Annotated in this window: 13 protein-coding genes; 7 read left to right on the forward strand and 6 right to left on the reverse strand. The window is 30.1% G+C overall.

What is annotated here, in order from left to right:
• Nucleotide 1: 1 nt before the first annotated feature.
• On the forward strand, nt 2-1285 hold the full coding sequence (gene thrC / locus AB2B44_RS09850; RefSeq protein ID WP_369049414.1) for a threonine synthase: 1284 nt from the start codon (nt 2-4) through the stop codon (nt 1283-1285).
• A gap of 73 nt (nt 1286-1358) precedes the next feature.
• On the opposite strand, the gene recG is transcribed toward thrC, so the two are convergent.
• Nucleotides 1359-3455 (reverse strand): ATP-dependent DNA helicase RecG, encoded by a 2097-nt coding sequence (gene recG, locus AB2B44_RS09855; protein WP_369049415.1) that lies wholly within the window; start codon nt 3453-3455, stop codon nt 1359-1361.
• 417 nt (nt 3456-3872) lie between these two features.
• Between recG and AB2B44_RS09860 the strand changes: the two genes are divergently transcribed.
• Genes AB2B44_RS09860 through AB2B44_RS09870 form a run of 3 tightly spaced genes read left to right on the forward strand, consistent with a single transcriptional unit; the run spans nt 3873 to nt 9682 of the window.
• Entirely contained in the window at nt 3873-5057 is a 1185-nt protein-coding gene (locus AB2B44_RS09860) for an efflux RND transporter periplasmic adaptor subunit (protein WP_369049416.1), read from the forward strand.
• A gap of 31 nt (nt 5058-5088) precedes the next feature.
• Entirely contained in the window at nt 5089-8235 is a 3147-nt protein-coding gene (locus AB2B44_RS09865; RefSeq protein WP_369049417.1) for an efflux RND transporter permease subunit, read from the forward strand.
• Nucleotides 8236-8272: 37 nt separating this feature from the next.
• Nucleotides 8273-9682 (forward strand): efflux transporter outer membrane subunit, encoded by a 1410-nt coding sequence (locus tag AB2B44_RS09870; protein ID WP_369049418.1) that lies wholly within the window; start codon nt 8273-8275, stop codon nt 9680-9682.
• 51 nt (nt 9683-9733) lie between these two features.
• Here the strand turns inward: AB2B44_RS09870 and AB2B44_RS09875 are convergent, their stop codons facing one another.
• Both AB2B44_RS09875 and AB2B44_RS09880 read right to left on the reverse strand, forming a co-directional pair.
• Nucleotides 9734-10171 carry a hypothetical protein gene (locus AB2B44_RS09875; RefSeq protein ID WP_369049419.1) on the reverse strand — a complete coding sequence of 146 codons (438 nt, stop codon included), beginning with the start codon at nt 10169-10171 and terminating at the stop codon, nt 9734-9736.
• A 56-nt stretch (nt 10172-10227) separates the two neighbouring features.
• On the reverse strand, nt 10228-11439 hold the full coding sequence (locus AB2B44_RS09880; RefSeq protein ID WP_369049420.1) for a response regulator: 1212 nt from the start codon (nt 11437-11439) through the stop codon (nt 10228-10230).
• A 150-nt stretch (nt 11440-11589) separates the two neighbouring features.
• On the opposite strand from AB2B44_RS09880, the gene AB2B44_RS09885 reads away from it, so the two are divergent.
• The 3 genes from AB2B44_RS09885 to AB2B44_RS09895 are packed head-to-tail and all read left to right on the forward strand — an operon-like array spanning nt 11590 to nt 17409.
• Complete coding sequence (locus AB2B44_RS09885) at nt 11590-14673, forward strand: hypothetical protein (protein WP_369049421.1); 3084 nt, start codon at nt 11590-11592, stop codon at nt 14671-14673.
• 58 nt (nt 14674-14731) lie between these two features.
• Nucleotides 14732-15907, forward strand: a complete 1176-nt coding sequence (locus AB2B44_RS09890; protein WP_369049422.1) for a hypothetical protein — start codon at nt 14732-14734, stop codon at nt 15905-15907.
• Nucleotides 15901-17409 carry a glycoside hydrolase family 2 TIM barrel-domain containing protein gene (locus AB2B44_RS09895; protein ID WP_369049423.1) on the forward strand — a complete coding sequence of 503 codons (1509 nt, stop codon included), beginning with the start codon at nt 15901-15903 and terminating at the stop codon, nt 17407-17409. Before AB2B44_RS09890 ends, AB2B44_RS09895 begins: the two co-directional genes overlap by 7 nt.
• Here AB2B44_RS09895 and AB2B44_RS09900 read toward each other — a convergent pair.
• The 3 genes from AB2B44_RS09900 to AB2B44_RS09910 form a co-directional block, all read right to left on the reverse strand.
• Nucleotides 17396-18616: a glycosyltransferase gene (locus AB2B44_RS09900; protein WP_369049424.1), complete on the reverse strand. Its 1221-nt coding sequence runs from the start codon at nt 18614-18616 to the stop codon at nt 17396-17398. The two genes, AB2B44_RS09895 and AB2B44_RS09900, sit on opposite strands and share 14 nt — an antisense overlap.
• A gap of 109 nt (nt 18617-18725) precedes the next feature.
• The gene (locus AB2B44_RS09905) at nt 18726-19979 is read right to left on the reverse strand and encodes an oligosaccharide flippase family protein (protein WP_369049425.1); all 1254 of its coding nucleotides are present in this window, start codon (nt 19977-19979) and stop codon (nt 18726-18728) included.
• 99 nt (nt 19980-20078) lie between these two features.
• Nucleotides 20079-20351, reverse strand: coding sequence for a hypothetical protein (locus tag AB2B44_RS09910; protein WP_369049426.1), 273 nt, complete (start codon nt 20349-20351; stop codon nt 20079-20081).
• Nucleotides 20352-20476: the final 125 nt, after the last annotated feature.

The raw sequence follows: 20476 nt of genomic DNA on the forward strand, positions 1-20476 counted from the left end.
AATGAAGTATTATAGTCTTAATCATACCTCCCCAAAAGTTAATTTTAAAACAGCCGTAGTTAATGGTTTAGCACCTGATAAAGGGTTGTATTTCCCTGAAAACATTACCCCTATTGCAAAAGAGTTTATTGATAATATTGATAATTACTCTAATGAAGAAATTGCATACGAAGCCATTAAACAATTTGTTGGAGACGAAATACCTAAAGCTGTATTACAAGAAATAATAGCCGAAACTTTATCATTCGACTTTCCTGTTGTTAACCTTGAACAAAACATCGGTTCGCTAGAATTATTTCATGGTCCTACTATGGCTTTTAAAGATGTTGGTGCTCGTTTTATGGCTCGTTGTTTAGGATATTTTAATAAAAACTCTACAGAAGAAGTTACTGTATTAGTAGCTACTTCTGGTGATACAGGAGGTGCTGTTGCTAATGGTTTTTTAGGGGTTAAAGGTGTTGAAGTAGTAATACTTTACCCTAGTGGAAAAGTAAGTGATATTCAAGAAAAACAACTAACCACACTGGACAAAAACATTACTGCTTTAGAGGTAGCTGGTGTTTTTGATGATTGTCAAGACATGGTTAAAACCGCATTTTTAGATAATGAGATTTCGAGAACATTAACCTCTGCCAATTCGATAAATATTGCACGTTGGTTACCACAAATGTTTTATTTTTTCTTTGCTTATAAACAAATACATAACCAACATAAAGAAATTGTTTTTTCAGTACCTAGTGGTAATTTTGGAAATATTTGTGCAGGTATTATGGCTCAAAAATTAGGACTACCTATTAAACAATTTATAGCTTCAACTAATATAAATGATACAATACCTAATTATTTAGTAAAAGGTAAATATGAGCCTAAACCTTCTAAGGCTACAATTTCAAACGCTATGGATGTAGGTAACCCAAGTAATTTTGTTAGAATTCAAGAATTATTTAACCAAGATATAAATGCTTTAAAACAGGTGTTTTCATCATACTCTTTTACCGATAACGAAACTAAAGAAGCCATGAAAGCAATCTATAAAAATTCAAATTACATAACTGATCCTCATGGAGCTGTTGGCTATTTAGGATTACAAAAATATGGTTTAAAGAACAACGATTTTGGTATGTTTTTAGAAACGGCACATCCTGTAAAGTTTTTAGATATTGTAGAACAAACATTAAACGTAAAACTACCTATTCCTAATCAAATTAAATCGGTTCTTGACAAAGAAAAAAAGGCTATTAAAATTAGTTCTTATCAAGAATTAAAAGATTTTTTAAACAACTAATATAACTGTTTTATTGGGCGGTATCTAAAAAATATTTTTTAGATACCACCCAAAATTTAGTTTTTAGGCTCAATTAACTTATCTCGCTCCAAAACCCGCTATTCTTTTCTATTCTATGATAGGTTTTTAGTATCGATGCATGAACTGGTTTTGATAAATCTGGATCGTTTTGTAAAAGAGTTATTGCGGCATTTCTGGCTTGATATAAAATAGATGAATCTTTAACAAGATCAGCTATTTTTAAATTTAAAACCCCACTTTGTTGTGTTCCCATTAAATTACCTGGCCCTCGAAGTTTTAAATCTACCTCTGCAATTTTAAATCCGTCAGAAGTTTCTACCATTGTTTTTAAACGAGTTTTAGCCTCTGATGATAATTTAAAACTTGATAATAAAATACAATAGCTTTGTTTAGCACCACGCCCTACTCTACCCCGTAACTGATGTAATTGCGATAAGCCAAATCGTTCAGCACTCTCTACAACCATTACACTAGCATTGGGCACATTTACCCCCACTTCAATTACCGTAGTAGCTACCATAATTTGTGTTTCACCTTTTACAAATCGGTTCATTTCAAACTCTTTATCTGCTGGTTTCATTTTGCCGTGTACAATGCTAATTTGATAGGTTGGTTTAGGAAATTCGCGTTCAATACTTGCATAACCATCCATCAAATCTTTATAATCCATAACTTCCGATTCTTCAATTAACGGATACACTATGTAAACTTGTCTCCCTTTAGCAATTTCTTCTTTTAAAAATTTAAAAATACTTAATCGATTGCTATCATACCGATGCACTGTTTTTACTTCTTTACGTCCAGGAGGTAACTCGTCAATTACTGAAATATCTAAATCGCCATATAAAGACATGGCTAAAGTTCTAGGTATAGGTGTAGCTGTCATAACTAAAATATGCGGAGGAATAGTATTTTTTCTCCACATTTTAGCTCTTTGAGCCACCCCAAATCGGTGCTGCTCATCAATAATAGCCATGCCTAAATTTTTATATTGTATTTTATCTTCTAATAACGCATGAGTGCCTATTAATATTTTTAATGTTCCGTCGGCTAAAGATTCATGAATTTCTTTCCGCTTTTTTGTTTTAGTTGAACCCGTAAGTATCTCAACAGAAACATCCATATTCTGTAACAACTCAGTAATTGCATTATAATGCTGTATGGCTAAAATTTCAGTTGGCGCCATTAAAGTTGCTTGAAAATTGTTATCAATGGCTAACAGCATAGTTAATAACGCTACAATGGTTTTACCTGACCCCACATCACCTTGTAACAATCGGTTCATGTGTGCATGAGAGGCCACATCTTTTCTAATTTCTTTTAAAACTCGTTTTTGGGCATTCGTTAGTTTAAAAGGTAAATGATTTGTATAAAAATTGGTAAACGTTTCTCCTACATTTTCAAAAACAAAGCCTTTTATTTTTATTTTTTGAAGCTGTTTTTTTCGTAATAATTGTAATTGAATAAAAAATAATTCTTCAAATTTTAATCGATATTGCGCTTTTGCTACTAAACTTTGATTTTTTGGAAAATGAACATTTAGTAATGCTTCTTTTTTAGCTAATAAATTATAATTTTTTAAAAAATATTCAGGAAAATTTTCAGTAATTGTGTCTTTTACCTTTACTAATAAGTCTTCTATAAAACCTCGTATAACACGATTGGTTATATTTTTGTTAGTTAGTTTTTCGGTAGATGAGTATACGGGTTGTATTGCCGACTGTATTTTTAGTTTATGCTCTTTTAACAACTCCATTTCTGGATGTGGCATAGAAAAAGTACCTGCATAAAAATTTAATTTTCCATAAACCACATAGGGCTCGTTAATTTTTAGCGATTCTTTTAACCATTTTACACCTCGAAACCAAACTAGCTCAATAGTGCCTGTTTTATCTATAAAAGTAGCCACTAGCCTACTTCCTCTTTTTTGAGGAACCGTTTTTAAGTTAATTATTTTACCTATAATTTGTACTTCTGATGAGTTTTGACGCAATTGATTTATAGTATAAAATTGTGTTTTATCGATATATCGAAACGGAAAAAAATGTAACAAATCGCTACAGGTTTTAATTCCGAGTTCTTTATACAACAATTCAGCCCGTGCTAAACTAACTCCTTTTATATATGTAATCGGTTGTTGAAGATTCATTTAAACACGAAAATACAAAATGGTTTTTAAAATAAATTGTCTAAAAATTAAGATGTACTATTTATTTATAAATGTATTAAAAAACAGATAAAAAGTAAACAACAAATACTTTATCACTTTTTGATTATGTGTTAGCATAATCAACACCATAAATTAAAACAATTAACCTAAACATTTGGCATTATTCAAAATTCTGTGATGAACTTTTAAGGGTATTTAATAACCTTTTAGGAGCATTCTTATACGGTTTAATAAAATAAATTTGTTTTTAATGGTGTATCTTACAGAATAAGCGACGAAGTATTTAAGCCTCAATTATCGAATAAAAATTAGATTATAATTAACTCTAAATAGGGGGCTTTGTAATATTACAATCCAAAAAAAAGTAGCAACGTTCATTTTATAAATACAGTAACTATGAAAAAAACAAGTGTATTACTTTTCGTTTTTATTCTTCTTATTTTTTCGTGCAAAAAAGAAACTAAAAAAACAAAAACAGCGCCTTTACCCTACCCTGTAATTAGTGTGGCAAAAAGAAATGTTAACACCTATCATATATTTCCTACTAATATTACTGGAATTAATAACAATCAACTACGCCCTAAAATTTCAGGATATATAAAAGAAGTGCTAGTAGATGAGGGAGAGAAAGTAAAAAAAGGACAACTACTTTTTAAACTTGAAACCAATATACAAGACCAAAATGCATCTGTTGCTAAAAACCAAATTACTTCTGCAACTGCAAACATAGAGGCTGCAAGAGCTCAAGTTGAATCGGCTCAAGTTGAGGTAAATAAACTTATTCCTTTAGTAGAAAAAAACATCATAAGCGCTGTACAATTAGAAACTGCAAGAGCAAACTTACTTAAAGCAAAAGGCGGATTAAGTCAAGCCTTGGCAGCTCACTCTTCGGCAGAGGCAAATTATAGGGCTATAAATGAAAATATTAAATTCTCTAACATTACTAGCCCAATTGATGGGGTTGTTGGAAAATTTAACTACCGTATTGGTGCTTTAGTTAGCCCATTAGATTCTAAACCCATTACAACCGTTTCTGATGTTAGTAAAGTTTATGCTTATTTTACAATTAATGAAAAACAATACATTTATTTTTTTCAAAATTTTTCTGGTAAAACTTTAGAAGAAAAAATAAAATTAGTTCCACCAATAGAATTAGAGTTAGCTAACGGAACTATCTATCAAGAAAAAGGTACACTAGAAACATCAACAGGAGTTATCGACCCTAATACAGGCACCATACAATTTAGAGTTAAATTTGATAACAAAGATGGCCTTTTAACAAATGGTAATACGGGTAAAGTTCGTATTCCTAGAGTTTATAAAAACGTATTGGTTATACCTGAATCTGCCACTTTTGAACAACAAGGTGTTATTTATGCTTTTAAAACACAAGGTGATAGTGCCGTAGCTACCGTAATAGAACCTAGAGATAGAGTTCATAATTTAATTGTAGTTAATAAAGGAGTTCAAGAAAGAGAAAAAATTATTGTAAAAGGTATCGCAAGCCTAAAAAATGGTACTAAAATTACGCCAAAACTGGTAAATATCGATTCAATTATAAAAATAGCTAAGGTGCAATAACTCAACTATTAACTGCTAAAAAAGCATTAAAATGATAAAAACTTTTATTAATAGACCGGTATTATCATCTGTAATATCTATTTTTATTGTACTACTGGGTATTATTGGAATTTATGTACTACCTGTTACCCAATATCCAGATATTGCTCCACCTACAATTAACATCTCTGCCACCTACACTGGTTCTGATGCTGAAACCGTATTGCAAAGTGTTATTGTACCCATAGAAGAACAAGTAAACGGTGTTGAAGGCATGACCTACATTAGTTCTAAAGCCGATAATAATGGAAAGGCAGATATTAATGTTTATTTTGAACAAGGTGTTAACCCCGATATTGCAGCGGTAAATGTTCAAAATCGTGTAGCAAGAGCAATACCGCTATTACCTGCTGAGGTAAACCAATTAGGGGTGGTTACTCAAAAGCGACAAACAAGCGCTTTAATGTTTGCTACTTTTTATTCAGAAAATAAAGCATATGATGATGTATTTATTCAAAACTATATGAATATCAATATTATTCCAGAAATTAAACGGATTTCTGGGGTAAGTGATGCTTCTGTTTTTGGCTTACGCGATTATTCGATGAGGGTATGGTTAGACCCTCAAAAACTGGCAAATTTTAATTTAATTCCTGCTGATGTTATTAGGGTAATTAATGAACAAAGCCGTCAAGCTGCCCCTGGGCAAATTGGTCAAAATAGTGGTAAGGCATTTCAATATGTAATAAAATATGACGGTAAATATAATGATGTAAAACAGTATGAAAATATTATTATAAAAGCGAGTAGTGATGGCGAAATATTACGTTTAAAAGATGTTGCTAAAATAGAATTATCTGCTTTTTCATACGCTATTAAAGGAGAAACCGATGTGTACCCTTCGCTATCAATGGCAATATATCAAACCCCGGGTTCAAATGCCCAAACCATTATCGAAAACATTCATAAGTATTTAGAAAAAAGTAAAAGTTCTTTTCCTGACGGATTAAAATATACTGTAAACTACGATACTAATGAGTTTTTATCGGCATCTATGGAACATGTAATACGAACGTTATTAGAAGCATTTGTATTGGTATTTATTGTTGTTTTTGTTTTTCTTCAAGATTTTCGTTCTACTTTAATTCCTGCAATTGCGGTTCCTGTATCTATTATTGGTGCCTTTTTCTTTTTAAATGTTTTCGGTTTTTCATTAAACCTGCTAACATTATTTGCTATAATTTTAGCTATTGGCATTGTGGTAGATGATGCAATTGTCGTCGTCGAAGCGGTACACGTGCAAATAGAAAACAAAGAAAATACGGGCAAAAATATGAAAGAGATTACCAATAAGGCTATGAATGGTATTTCTGGAGCTATTATTTCTATTACCCTAGTAATGATGTCGGTATTTATACCTATAACTTTTATTCCTGGCCCGTCAGGTATTTTTTATAAACAGTTTGGTTTAACATTAGTATTTGCTATAGCTATTTCGTCATTAAACGCCTTAACTCTTAGCCCTATGCTTTCTGCTTTATTACTAAAACATGAAAAACACGAAAATTACGAAAAACAAAATTTTTTACAACGCTTTTATACAGCCTTTAACCACTTGTTTAAAAACTTAATTACACATTATGGTAAAGCCATCCATTTTTTAATTAATAAAAAATGGATTGCAATCGGTTTAATTCTACTCTCTATTTTCGCTATTAATTGGGCGAGTAAAACAACACCTACTGGCTTTGTGCCTAACGAAGATCGTAAAATTATTTTTGCTGATGTATCATTACCGCCAGGAAGTTCATTTGATAGAACCTTCAAAGTATTGCAATCTTTAAACGAAAAAGCAAAACAAATACCTGGTGTAAAACAAATGAGTTTTGTTGCTGGTAATAGTTTAATAAATGGTGGTGGCAGCAATTTTGGATTGGCTTTTTTAAAGTTAGATGATTGGAAAAAACGTACTGATAAAGACCAATCTATAGAAACTATAACTGCAAAACTATTTCAAGTAGGTGCCACTATACCTGATGCACGAATTTTATTTTTTAGTCCACCAAGTATACCTGGTTTTGGAATCAGTTCTGGATTTGAAGCACAATTATTAGATAAATCTGGGAAAAAAATAAAAGAATTAGATAATGTCAAAAATAAATTTTTGATGGCATTAAATCAACGTCCTGAAATTTTGTATGCCCAAAGTCCTTTAAACACTAACTATCCACAATTTAAATTAGAAATGGACATGACATTGGCTAAACTAAAAGGAGTTTCACCTGCCGATGTTTTTTCTACACTAAATGGGTATATAGGCGGAAGTATTGCTGGTGATTTTATTAAATATGGCAAATACTATCGGGTAATGATTCAAGCCGCCCCTAGTACTCGTGCTAGTAAAGAAGATTTAAATGCCATGTCGGTTAGAAATAATTTAGGAGAAATGATACCCATTACGCAGTTTGCAACACTAAAAAAAACAAACGGACCCCAATCGGTTAGTAGATTTAACTTATTTAATTCTGCCGCAATTAGTGGGGCTCCTAAACCCGGATATAGTACTGGTGATGCTATTACAGCTGTACAAGAGGTTGCTGCTAAAGAGTTACCTGACGATTTTGATATTGGCTGGTCTGGATTAACTCGCGAAGAAATTAACTCAGGCTCACAAACAGGACTGATTTTTACAATGACGATTATTTTTGTGTTCTTATTATTAGCTGCTCAATACGAAAGCTACATACTACCTTTTTCAATACTTTTTTCACTTCCTTTAGGTATTATGGGTGCTTTTTTATCGCAAAAACTACTAGGATTAGAAAACAATATTTATTTTCAAATTGCCCTAGTAATGTTAATTGGTTTATTGGCTAAAAATGCCATATTAATTGTTGAATTTGCTCTACAAGAACGCTATAAGGGTAATAGTATTATACAAGCAGCTATTTTAGGAGCTGAAGAACGATTAAGACCTATTTTAATGACCTCTTTTGCTTTTATTTTAGGGTTAATGCCATTAGTAGTATCAAGCGGAATTGGTGCCAACGGAAACCGATCATTAGCTACAGGTGCTGCATTAGGAATGTTAATAGGTACTTCTTTAGGTGTTTTAGTAATTCCTGTAATGTTTACCATATTTCAAACCATTCAAGAAAAAATTAAACCCATAAAATTTAACGATATAAAGCAAAATTAATATCGCTTGTTATTTTAAATAATGTAAAAAAATTAAAATGAAACTACTTTATAAATATATTACACTTGCGTTATTCTCTTTTTTGCTAACTTCATGTGGCACAACTTTAAAAACATACCAAAGAGAAACCCCTTATAATTTAACGCAATATCGTAATGCTAAAATACTTGCAGATAGTAGTTCTATAGCTACTTTAAACTGGAAATCATTTTTTAAAGATTCGCTGTTAATACATTATATAGACACTGCTTTAATTAATAATTTAGACATGCTTAGAGCTCAGCAAAATTTAATTATTACACAATCGTTAATAAAACAATCTAAAGCAAATTTTTTACCCAGTATTAACGGAACTTTTAGCGCAACTCGTAGCCACCCCTCAAACAAATCGTTTAACGGAGCAAATTTACCCGATAAAACAACTTTTAATGATTTTTCATTAGGAGCATCCTTTTCTTGGGAAATGGATGTATGGGGTAAAATAAATAGCCAAAAAAAAGCTTCTTTAGCACAATATTATCAAACTGAAAATGTAAAACGCTTAATACAATCACAAATTATTAATGCTGTTGCCAATAACTATTATTTATTACAATCATTAGATGCTCAAAAAGAAATTTTATTAGAAACCATCAAAAACCGAAAGGAAAGTATTACCACTACCAAAGCCTTAAAAAAATCTGGTAATGTTACCGAAGTTGCGGTTAAACAAACCGAAGCACAATTATATGATTCTCAAGCAATTTTATTAGATGTAGAAAATAAAACGACTATCACAGAAAATGCATTGAGTATACTGCTGGGCAAAGCCCCTAAAAACATTCACAGAAACAAACTTTCAACAGAATTATCGACTCCTGACGAGTTTATAAAAACAGGATTTCCTATACAAGTGCTAGATAATAGACCCGATATATTAGCTGCCGAATATAATTTAATGTATAGTGTTGAACTTACTAATATTGCAAAAGCAAGTATGTATCCGTCTATAACAATTAGTGGTTCTGGAGGATTAAATAGCCAAAATTTTTCAGAGTTATTCAATATCAATACTGTATTTGGAAATATTGCAGCAGGTTTATTACAACCTATTTTTAATCACCGAAAATTAAAAACTCAAAAAGAAGTTCGTTTACACGAACAACAAATAGCCTTATTAGATTATAAAGAAAATGTGCTGACTGCTTATCAAGAAATTGCAAACGAACTAACTAATTTAGCAACTAGCAAAAAAAAATTACTTATTAAAGAAAAAGAAAAGCAAGCCTTATTAAAATCGTTAGAATATTCAGAAGATCTTTTGGCGCAAGGTTTTGTAAACTATATAGAAATATTAAGAGCTAAAGATATTGTTCTTAATGCTCAGCTTGAAATTATTAATTTAAAACTAACTCAACTTACCAGTAAAACTAATTTATATAGAGCCTTAGGAGGTGGATGGAAATAAAACCGCTTCGTTTTTTATTTACACAAAACATAGAACAGTTTTGTTAATCATTCAAATAGCATTATTAATAATCTTATGAATTGGAAAAACGTTTTTTAACGTGCCTCTTTTAGTGTTAATCTGAAAAACTTCTTTAAAATCAGTTGTGTTTTGAATTGTAGCAAACAAGTCTTTTAATATGCCTAGATCTGTTAAATCCCCCATATTTGCATAAACTATAAATTTTAAATCCTCTACAGCGCTATATAAATACCTTGCCCCCGCTTTTATGGCTATAACTTCTTTTTTTTCTTTTTTTATATCTAAAATAGAAATATTACATTCAGAATTACGTGAAATTACTTTAAGTAACTTTAAAGTATCATCTTTACTCGCATTATTTACGAAACAAAAAATAGTATGTTTTGTTTTGTTAAATAAATTGATAAACTGATTATTTTTAATCTCATTTTCATTATCTGAAAATAATAATATAATTCCAAACTTCATGTATTTAGAGAATATAAGCATTTAAACTTATGCTACTTAGCATAAAAAAGATTTGTTTATTTTTGATCTACAATTACTGATCTATAATCTATTGATTTGGTTTTAGATTTGTATTCTAATTCTTTTTTACCTCTGTAAAACCATGCTATTTTTGCCAATTGTGCTACTATTTTTACAGAATCTTTCATTGATAATTTAGAGCCATCTGCATGAATCCATCTTTTTAAAGGTATTTCGCATAATAATGTCGTGGCTTTTTTTAATCCGAAATATCTTTTCATTCTCATAAATATTTCGACATCAAAGAGCCATTTAGTAATAAATTTTCTACCAAACACTAACGGAATAACCTCTTTATCAAATATTTTTGCCCCACATTGTGTATCTTTAAAATTCATACCTAAAATGGTTCTAATAATATAATTAATTGTTAGACTAATTATTTTTCGAGCTGATTCTTTGGTAATGTTAGCACCCATTCTGCTAATTCGAGAACCGCTAACAATTTTATATTCTGATTTTTCAATTGTAGACACTAAGTTGTCAAAATCTGTTAAGTCGGTAGATAAATCAGCATCTAAAAAACCTATATAATCTAGATCTTCTTTTTTTACCATATGCAACATCCCCAGCCTAACAGCTTCTGCCTTACCCCCATTTTTTTCGCAATTATAAACGGTTATAAAATCTTCACGCCCTTTTTGTATGTCTTTAAGTACCCCTAAAGTATTATCTTTACTACCATCGTTAACAAAACACAAATGATAGCCTGTGTTTTTATCTAAAAAATCAGTAAATTCTTTACTTAAAAGCCTATTTTCTTCATTATAACAAGGTATAACCACCCCTACACATCTTTCTTGAATTAATACATTATTAGTAGTTGCTTTTACATCTTTTTCTTCAATAGAAGCCCCTATAAGCCTCTTAACTCTTGCCGAAATTTCATTTAAACTTAACGGTTTTTTCATATAATCATTAATACCTAAATCAAACCCTTCTATAATGAGTTGATCATCTGTATTACCTGACAACACCATTATAGGTGTAGATGATTTTTTATGAGTTCTAATATATTTAACTACTTCCATGCCTGAAATACTAGGCATATTCATGTCTACAATTACCAAGTCGGGAGAATGTAAATTATATAATTCGATACCCTTTAAGGCATCTGTTTCAATAATTACCTGATAACCAAGCTCTGTTAATCTTTTTTCTAAAGGAATTAACACTAATTTTTGATCGTCTATGGCTAATACTTTCATAATTATTTAATTGATTCTGTATCAAAAATAATTTTGATTGCCGTTATTTTTTGGTAATTTTCCTCGAAGTATCAATTTCTTTAGATGAATGGGTGGTTATTTGCGATAAACAAATAAGTGACCAAACTGTAATTCTTTTATATTTACAATATGGAAAAAAGCGCAAATTTTTTGAAAGAAAAAACACTAAACAAACACTTAATTGTTGCGCTATTTCTTGGTCTTGTATTTCATGGGGCTACTATCTTTTTTACACTCGAAAGTACGTATGACGCTTTAATTCATTTATTTTTTGCTAATCACTATGCGCATAATTGGTTTGAGCCTTGGAGTTATAAATGGTATACAGGATTTACCCTGTTAAGCTACCCTCCATTAGTACATCAATGTATAGCTATTCTATCACTAATTGGAGGTCTAAAATTTGGACTTTTTAGCGTTGCTTTTATTTGTATTATTTTATTTATTACAGGGGTTTATCGTTTTTCATTACTACTAACCTCAAATAAAACTGTAGCTGGGTATGCAGCTATTTTAGCTGTATTTTCGTCTTCTTTTATAGAAACACTTCATCTTTTCGGGCAATTACCTAGCATTGTGGGTATTTCTTTATTAATGCACGCTTTACCCGAAATATACCAATGGTTAAAAACAGGCAAGTATTGGTATTTATATACATCGTTAGCGCTAATTGCTGTTACGGTAACCTCTCATCATGTTACCCCTATATTTGGAATGGTATTTTTTATTTTTCCTGTAATTGGTTTAGTTATTATGGATGTTTCTAAAGAGCAAATAACTACAGAAGAAAAAGTTACTTTTCGATTATTTTTTAAAAATTTTTCAAAACTATTTAAACGGATAATTGGTTTTGGTATATTATCGTTACTTACTATTATTATATGCATTTTACCCTATTGGATTAATTCTAAAAACAATCCCATTACTCAGGTTCCTATACCGCATGGCTCTCGTGATAATTTTTTAGACATTACCTCTTCTGGTCTTGTTTTTTTTGTAATACCATGGGGTATTTTACTTTTTATACTTCCTTATATTTTTTATCGATATTATAGTAGACGGTATATTTTTTTTGGTCTTTCAATTACAGTGCTTTTTATTTTGGGTACTGGAGGCACTACCCCTATTCCCAGAGCTGTTTTAGGTGAAAATGCTTTTAACATTCTTACCTTAGATCGGTTTACTTTATGGGCATCAATTATGGCTTTGCCTATGTTTGGTGAATTTGTGTACCGCTTTGCAGAAGGTGATATTAGAAAATACATGAAAAAAAAGTATGGGTCGCCTTATTATAGATTGGTTGGTGGGGTATTGGCTTCCTCTTTATTATTTATGTCTATTTTTACGATAGGGCTTGGTTATTTTAGACCCTCTCAGCCTCAAAAAATTAAAATGCTACCCATTGTTAATTTTTTAAATCAAGATCATCATTACCAATGGCGTTACTTAACTTTAGGATTTGGCGATCAAATGGCTTGGTTATCAACACAAACTAGAGCTCTTACTGTTGATGGAAATTACCATTCGGCACGTCGTTTACCCGAATTAACAAGTCGCCCCATTGAACGACTAGAAAATTCAAAATTTAAAGGAATGGCAGGCATTGGGTCTTTACAACAATTTTTAACGGTACCTGAAAAATATAATTTAAAATATATTTTTTCGAACGATAAATTTTACGACCCTATTTTGTACTTCTGCGGATGGCAACGATTATCATTACTTGAAAATGGAGTAATGATTTGGGAAAAATTAAATGTCCCCCCATTACGATCAATTTTACCGAAAAACGATGTAGCTACTTGGCAAAAAATTATGTGGGGAGTAGTTCCTCTTTTAACGCTTATTGTAGCTTTTATTTTAACCATTCAAGCACCTTTTATTTATAAAAGAAAAGCCGTAAGTGATTATTTAAAATTAAAAAACACCCCTGTTGTGTTTTCAAAGAAAATTATAAGTATTATGCTTGTTTGGTCTATAACACTATTATTTATAATTTTATATGGTTTTTACCTTTTTTACTTAAAAAATGATTCGCAAAGAACCCCCCAAAATGTTATTATGGCTTATTATAATGCCTTAGACTTTAAAAAATTTAAAAAAAGTTATGAGCTTATAGACCCTAAAAGTGGTAAAAGTATTGATCAATTTATGTTAGAAATTTCGATTACAGATGGTTTATTAAGCTCTTATGCAAAACTAGATGCTTTAAAAGCCTCTGTTATAAAACAAACCGATAGTATAGCTACAGTAAGAGTAACTACTCACTGGATTACTTCGCTAGAAAAAATAAAAAATATAGCTTACAAAACAGTAGTTAAAAGAAATAAAAAATGGTTTGTTAAACCCGATGATGTTGATTTAGATTTACCTCCCGACCAACTATATACTACAAATACTACCGTTTATTTTAACCAAGGAAGAAAGCGAATTACGACTGAACAAACCGTTCATGAAGATATTTTAAAACAACCCGTTTTAGAGGTTATTTCGGCAAAACTAGTGCAATATGAAGATAAATTTGCTATTGTTGGTGAAGTTCAAAATACAGATAATATTCCTGCCGATGTTGTATTAAAAGGGTTTTTATATAATGATAATAGTAAATTGTTGGCCTCCTATAACGCTAAGGATCAAGTTAAACATAAACTAATGCCTAAAGAGGTAAGTTCTTTTAAAATTGATTTTGAAGGAACGGCTTGGTCTAAAACAAAAGACTCTATTCCTAATACATTTAATCCTGACGAATTTACACCTATTGAATTGAGTGAACAACCTACCCTTTTTAATTTACAAGTAGCAGGTAATGTATCAGGTACTAACTTGTATAAAAACATTGCCTTAAACAACGTTAACGTTAACAATAAAACGGTTACAGGTACGCTGTTTAATAACGGAGTTAAAGAAGTTACAATACCCCAAATTATTATCAGCTATTACAATAAAGATAAAGAAATAATGTGGGTAGATCATTTATTTTTAAACGAAAGTATTAGACAAGAACGCAAACAAAATTTCGAATATGCCTTTATAAATAATTCACCCATAAAAATTATTTCTGATGATATGCAATATTGTTATGTAAATGGGCTAGCTAACGAAAAACATCCAATAAAAAAGAAGCTATTTATCTTTAATAAATTACAAAAAATTAATCACCCCTTGTATAGGTATATTAAAATAGAAACCAATGGGTTTATAGGAAATCCTTAAAAAATAAATGCATATAAAATACACATACTTAGTTTTCTTTTTTTGTGCGATAACAACTTTGTTAACAGCACAAAAAAATGATGATTTACCTGAATCTAATTTATTATACACCTTATTAACTACGCAAAAAGAATTTACTGCTGGCAGCCCTATAACCTTAGTGTTTAGCTCTTCTGTTAAAAAAGAAATCCCCCTGTATTGTTCAAGTAGTTACGGTACAACTTTACTATACCCAACAGTTAAAAACAATCATCTTTTATATACTTTTCCCAACTCTATTAGTAATAAAATTGGCATTGTAAATTGGCAATTAATAACCACCACAAAGCCTTTATCTAGTGCGTTTAACATTATTGCTCAAAAGCAACCAAATACCATTGAAACATATCTTAAACCAACAAGTATTGAAGCTGGGGGTAAAGATTTTGCTATGTTAGTTGCAATACCTACCGATAGGTTAGACAATCCTATGAAAAATAACACAAAAATTGAGGTTAAACATCAGTTTTTATCAGAAAATAACAGCACTATAGTTTATACTGATAATTTAATTGCATCTGAAAATATCTATTCACCTAAAAAAAGTGGTCGAATGATTATTTCAACTTCTTGCCTCGGGCTAAACTCAAAAGAATATGATGTAAACGTTCTACCTACTGCCCCTACAAATTTTACAATTTATGCCAATAGAAATCATAATTTTGCCGACGGAAATCAAATAACCACCTTTACTACTTCAGTAATTAAAGATTCGTTTAATAATATTGTAAGTGACGGAACTTTTGTTGAATTTTTTATCATCGACAAAAAAGGTGCTATTTTAAAAACTTCTGGAACAACCATAAATGGTATAGCTGCTGCAAAAATACTTCACCCAGACCATGAAGATTTTTGGCAAATTAAAGCCTCTGTATTTCAAATGGCTCAAAGCAATACTTTACAACTCAATTACAAAAAGGTAATTACCGATTTTAATGTTGCTTTTACAAATAGCAATAGAAAAATTAAAGTGGGGCCATTAAAAAGTTTTATGAATCAATTAATCCCTGATGGATTAACAGTAACCCTATCTATTTATAAAAATAACACCTTATTAAAAAAAATAGTTAAAGAGTCTAAAGACGGATATGTTACTTTTTACCTACACCCGTCTATTTATACAAACGATTATTATCTATTAAAAATTACCACAGCAGGTATAACTAAAACATTTGAAACAAAAAAAATATGGTAAACATTAGTAAAAATATTGTACGAAGTATTTTAATTATATCATATATAGGGGTACTTTCAATTATACTATTTTTAATTAGCTCGTTATACAGTTACCTAAATACTGGAGCTGATAGAAGTAAAATATTAAATGCCGAAGTAAAAAAAATAGACCAATACACGCCACAAGTTATTTGGAAAAACAATGAAGATAAAACATTTAGCCCTCAAACACTAAAAGAAATTAAAAACGATTACTTAGATGCTTGGTATCTAAAACACATTGCTTACAAAACAAACCTAACCGCTGGCATTAATGATTATTATACCAAAAGTGCACGAAAAAACTTAATCGAAATTGTAGCTCTAAATAAAAAAAATAACATTTCTATTGATGAAACCACTTTAAAACACAACATTGAAATCAATTTTTTTAGTAAAGATGGGCAACTAGCCGTTTTAACAGACCACGATGTAGTAGAATACAAAAAAATATATAAAAACAATCAGTTTGTTTATCAAACAACCGAAACGGCTACTTATAAAGTTATTTTATTATTAGAAGATGGTTTTTGGCGTATTAGGCATTTAGTAAAAGAAAGCGTATCCCGCCCCACTACAAAACAATCTGATACTACGTCATTACTTTTAAATATGAAAGGAATTAATTATTACCCTCAAGCTACTCCGTGGGATATGTTTGGTGCTAATTTTAATATTCATATCATCGAAAAAGATTTTGCCATCATTAAAAACGCAGGACTAAACACTATTCGTATTTTTATTGGCTATGAAGATTTTGGCAAGGATAATGTAAAAGAAAGTAAACTTAAAAAGTTACAACAAGTTTTAGATTGCGCTGAAAAAAACAACCTAAAAGTAGTTGTTACCTTATTTGATTTTTATGGAAATTATGAAGTATTAAATTGGACCTTAACATACAAACATGCACAAAAAATAGTTTCTAAATTTAAAAACCATCCTGCTATTTTAGCATGGGATGTAAAAAACGAACCAAATTTAGATTTTGAATCGAGAGAAAAATCAACCGTAATTGCTTGGTTAGAGCATTTAATTACCACAATTAAAGCTATAGATATTAAGCATTATGTAACCATTGGTTGGTCTAATGTTAAAAGTGCTGATATTTTAAAAGACAAGGTCGATTTTGTTTCTTTTCACTATTACGAAGACTTATCAAGTTTTGAAAAACAATACCGATTATTAAAAGAAAAAATACCTAATAAACCTATTGTATTAGGTGAATTTGGTGTTTCGTCGTATAATGGATTTTGGAAACCTTTTGGTGGATCAGAAAAAAAACAGGCTAACTACTATAAAAAAATGCAAGAAATTATAAAACGAAACAACATACCTTTTATGTCTTGGACATTATATGATTTTAATTACATACCCAAAGAAGTAGTGGGTAGGCTTCCTTGGCGAACTAATCCGCAAAAAAAATTCGGGTTTATATCAAAAAATGGCACTAAAAAACCTGCTTTTAAATTTATTGCTGAATAACTTGTGGGTTTAGTTGCTTGCTAACTATTTCTTTATTGTTAATTATAGCATCAAAATAAGACATATAAATATCCGTAACTTTATCCATAGAAAAAGCAGTTGCTGCTTTGTAATTTGCCTTTTCTAAAGCAATTCTATATTCTTGATTGGTAATTATTTTTTCAATAGCATTGGCTAAGCTAACCGTATTTTCAGGCTCAAAAAACTCACCTCTATACCCTTCGTCTTCTATTAAAGTAGTTAAATCTCCTAAATTAGGCATTATAACTGCTTTACCATAGCTTCCTGCTTGGTGTAACACCCCTGAACTTCCTGTAGTTGAAGTATACGGAAAAACAACTGCCGTACTTTGGTTAAATAAATTAGCTACTTGGTTTTCTTCTACATAACCTGTAAAAGTTAATTGAGGCACATGTTTATATTGGTTTTGTACCTTTTTTAAATATCCAGGTACATTTGGATTATCAGTTCCCGCAATTACAATTTCTATATCTAATTTCGTTTTTTTTCTTACCTTTTCAACTGCCTCTATCATAACTTCTACTTTTTTATACGTACCAAATTTGCCAAAAGTCATTATTTTATATGAGCCTTCAGGTAGTGTGTGCGTTGGTTTTGATGGAATTTCAAAGGTTCCGTGCGGAATCATTTTTACATTACTAACATTATATTTTTTTTCTAATGTAGTTACATACTTATGCATAGTAACGGCAACTATATCTGCTTTTAGTAATAATTTTGTTAAGGTAGTACCAATAAAGTTATACACTTTTTGTGCTATTTTATTAGTTGTAAATCCTGCACTCTCTAAATCTACTTGCTCTAAAATATTATGTAATAAAACTATGGTCGGAATTTTTTTTATCTTACAAATTAAAGGCAACATCAAACCTAAAGCGGCAGCAATTTTTTTATCGCCAAATTTCATAAACTGTAAATTAAATAAAATGGCGTCTGGTTTTGTTTTATTAATTGCCTTTGTAACGTTTATAATATTGGCATAACCATTAAATTTCCAACATTCTTTTACGGTTACCTTACACCCTTGTTCGGTAAATTCAATATCTTTTTTTTCTGGAGTTACGTCAGTTAACAAAATTAACTCTTCTACTTGTTCTTTCGTTCGAAAATTCTTTACTAAATGATAAGCGTATTCATTTAACGTTACTTTGCTTGGTGGATAAGCTGTTACAATGGCTAATTTCATTTTATTAAATTTTAGTTTTATAAGGTTACACAAATTTGCTATTTACAAAACAATTTAAAGCGATAAAACCGTTGAAATGCCTTTAGATATAGACAAACCGAACAAAAGTTTAGATATGTTTTTTATGAAAACTCGTTTTAAAATAAAAGAAACTTGATTGTATTACCAATAACGTTACCATTGCTATTATTTGCATATGAACCACCTGTGCTAAACTGTTATGAAATAATACGATTAATAGTATTTGTAACAGACCAAATACCCCTGATATAATTACTGGAATATACTTGTCTAATAATAAATAGTAATAGGCAAAAATATTTGAAATGGCAAAAAAACCTATAGCTAATGCATATTGCCATAATAACGAACCTATCGACAGATAGCTCTTACCAAACAATATTAAAATTATTTGCTTAGGAAAAAAGAAACAACTAACAACAATTATACCCGTTATTAGTGTAATATATACCACATATTTTGATAGTATTTTAGTTGTGTTTTTACCCTCTTTTTTTAGCTTTAATACCGTTGGTAATAAAAGCATAACAAACATCCAAGCAATAAAATATACTACTCTACCAATTAATGCTAACGACGCATACAAACCTGCATCGTAATTCTCAAAATAATGTTTTACTAAAATTATATCGCTATTATTTATAACTATTTGTGTAAGCTCGTAAAAAGCACTAATCATAAAAAAAGTACGAACCTTACTCGATTGTTCTTTTGTTAAAGGCTCTATTTTTTTAAATGATACTTTTTGTAAACGGTTAGGAAACATTGCGATTACAAAAGATAAAAATATACCTATGGCTACTATTATTGATGTATCTATCATCAACACAAAAAATAGTAATAAGGTAAATAATAAACGACTTATCATTTCTAACTGATAAGTGATTGATAGTGGAATAAATCTTTTTTTACCTTGAAAAATACCCCTGTTAACACTCATTACAAAATAAAACGGAATACCTAACCCAAATATAACAAACATAGTGGCTGTAGATGTTTTAAAAAATGCTTGAAGTTGGGTTGAAAAAAACACAATCAAAACACCTAAAACAAGACCAACTACAAAGGCACTTACATAGGTGTTAGAAATAAATTTTTTAAGTGTTGTAGCATCAAACTCAACTGAAAATTTAGCAGTTACTAATTGAAAAGTCATTGCTACAAACGATAATACTAATAAAAAAGTGATTAAAATGGCTGCATCTGAAAATTTCTCAGGCCCTAAAAACCTACCTAAAACTAAATTATACAGATAGTTACCGCCATTTACAATCAAAACACTTATCATAAATAAATGTTCATGAGTAATTTTTTTTGATATGGATTTAAAAATAGTTCTCATAATAACGGGGGAATTAATTTTTAATAAAAAATAGTTTGGCTACTAGACTAACTAAAAAAGTATCAACTTTTTTAAATAAACCGTAGAGTTATTAAATTTTTAATCATGAGTAGAAAGGTCATCATAAATTTGTTTGCTTCCAAAGCCAATAATTGAAAACATTTTTTTCTTTTTCAAAGCTATCGCATTTAATATTCTAATTGCTTTCATTCCTTCTTTATCTATTTCAACTACACTATCAATATTGACAACTGTTTTTTTTAACTGTCTAATGTTATGTTCAAAAAGAATAATAAAAGATCTAGAATTTAGGGTGTTTATTTTTCCTTTAAGATAAAATATCCCTTCTTTTTTTAATACTTGTAAAGCCATAATTAAAATGTTTTAGAGATTAAACTGACACAAATATCTTTTGAACCTCTATTAAAACACCTTAAATTTCGATGAAAGGAAAGTTTGTTATGATGAATGATTTCTGATTAACTCTTAACTTGCCA

The organism is Tenacibaculum sp. UWU-22 (genome assembly GCF_041021355.1).
GTDB lineage: Bacteria > Bacteroidota > Bacteroidia > Flavobacteriales > Flavobacteriaceae > Polaribacter.

Coding starts and splice junctions, on each gene's coding strand:
- AB2B44_RS09900 (WP_369049424.1), bottom strand. CDS start 18,616: ATGAAATTAGCCATTGTAACAGCTTATCCACCAAGCAAAGTAACGTTA.
- AB2B44_RS09895 (WP_369049423.1), top strand. CDS start 15,901: ATGGTAAACATTAGTAAAAATATTGTACGAAGTATTTTAATTATATCA.
- AB2B44_RS09875 (WP_369049419.1), bottom strand. CDS start 10,171: ATGAAGTTTGGAATTATATTATTATTTTCAGATAATGAAAATGAGATT.
- AB2B44_RS09870 (WP_369049418.1), top strand. CDS start 8,273: ATGAAACTACTTTATAAATATATTACACTTGCGTTATTCTCTTTTTTG.
- AB2B44_RS09880 (WP_369049420.1), bottom strand. CDS start 11,439: ATGAAAGTATTAGCCATAGACGATCAAAAATTAGTGTTAATTCCTTTA.
- AB2B44_RS09885 (WP_369049421.1), top strand. CDS start 11,590: ATGGAAAAAAGCGCAAATTTTTTGAAAGAAAAAACACTAAACAAACAC.
- AB2B44_RS09865 (WP_369049417.1), top strand. CDS start 5,089: ATGATAAAAACTTTTATTAATAGACCGGTATTATCATCTGTAATATCT.
- AB2B44_RS09905 (WP_369049425.1), bottom strand. CDS start 19,979: ATGAGAACTATTTTTAAATCCATATCAAAAAAAATTACTCATGAACAT.
- AB2B44_RS09910 (WP_369049426.1), bottom strand. CDS start 20,351: ATGGCTTTACAAGTATTAAAAAAAGAAGGGATATTTTATCTTAAAGGA.
- AB2B44_RS09860 (WP_369049416.1), top strand. CDS start 3,873: ATGAAAAAAACAAGTGTATTACTTTTCGTTTTTATTCTTCTTATTTTT.
- recG (WP_369049415.1), bottom strand. CDS start 3,455: ATGAATCTTCAACAACCGATTACATATATAAAAGGAGTTAGTTTAGCA.
- thrC (WP_369049414.1), top strand. CDS start 2: ATGAAGTATTATAGTCTTAATCATACCTCCCCAAAAGTTAATTTTAAA.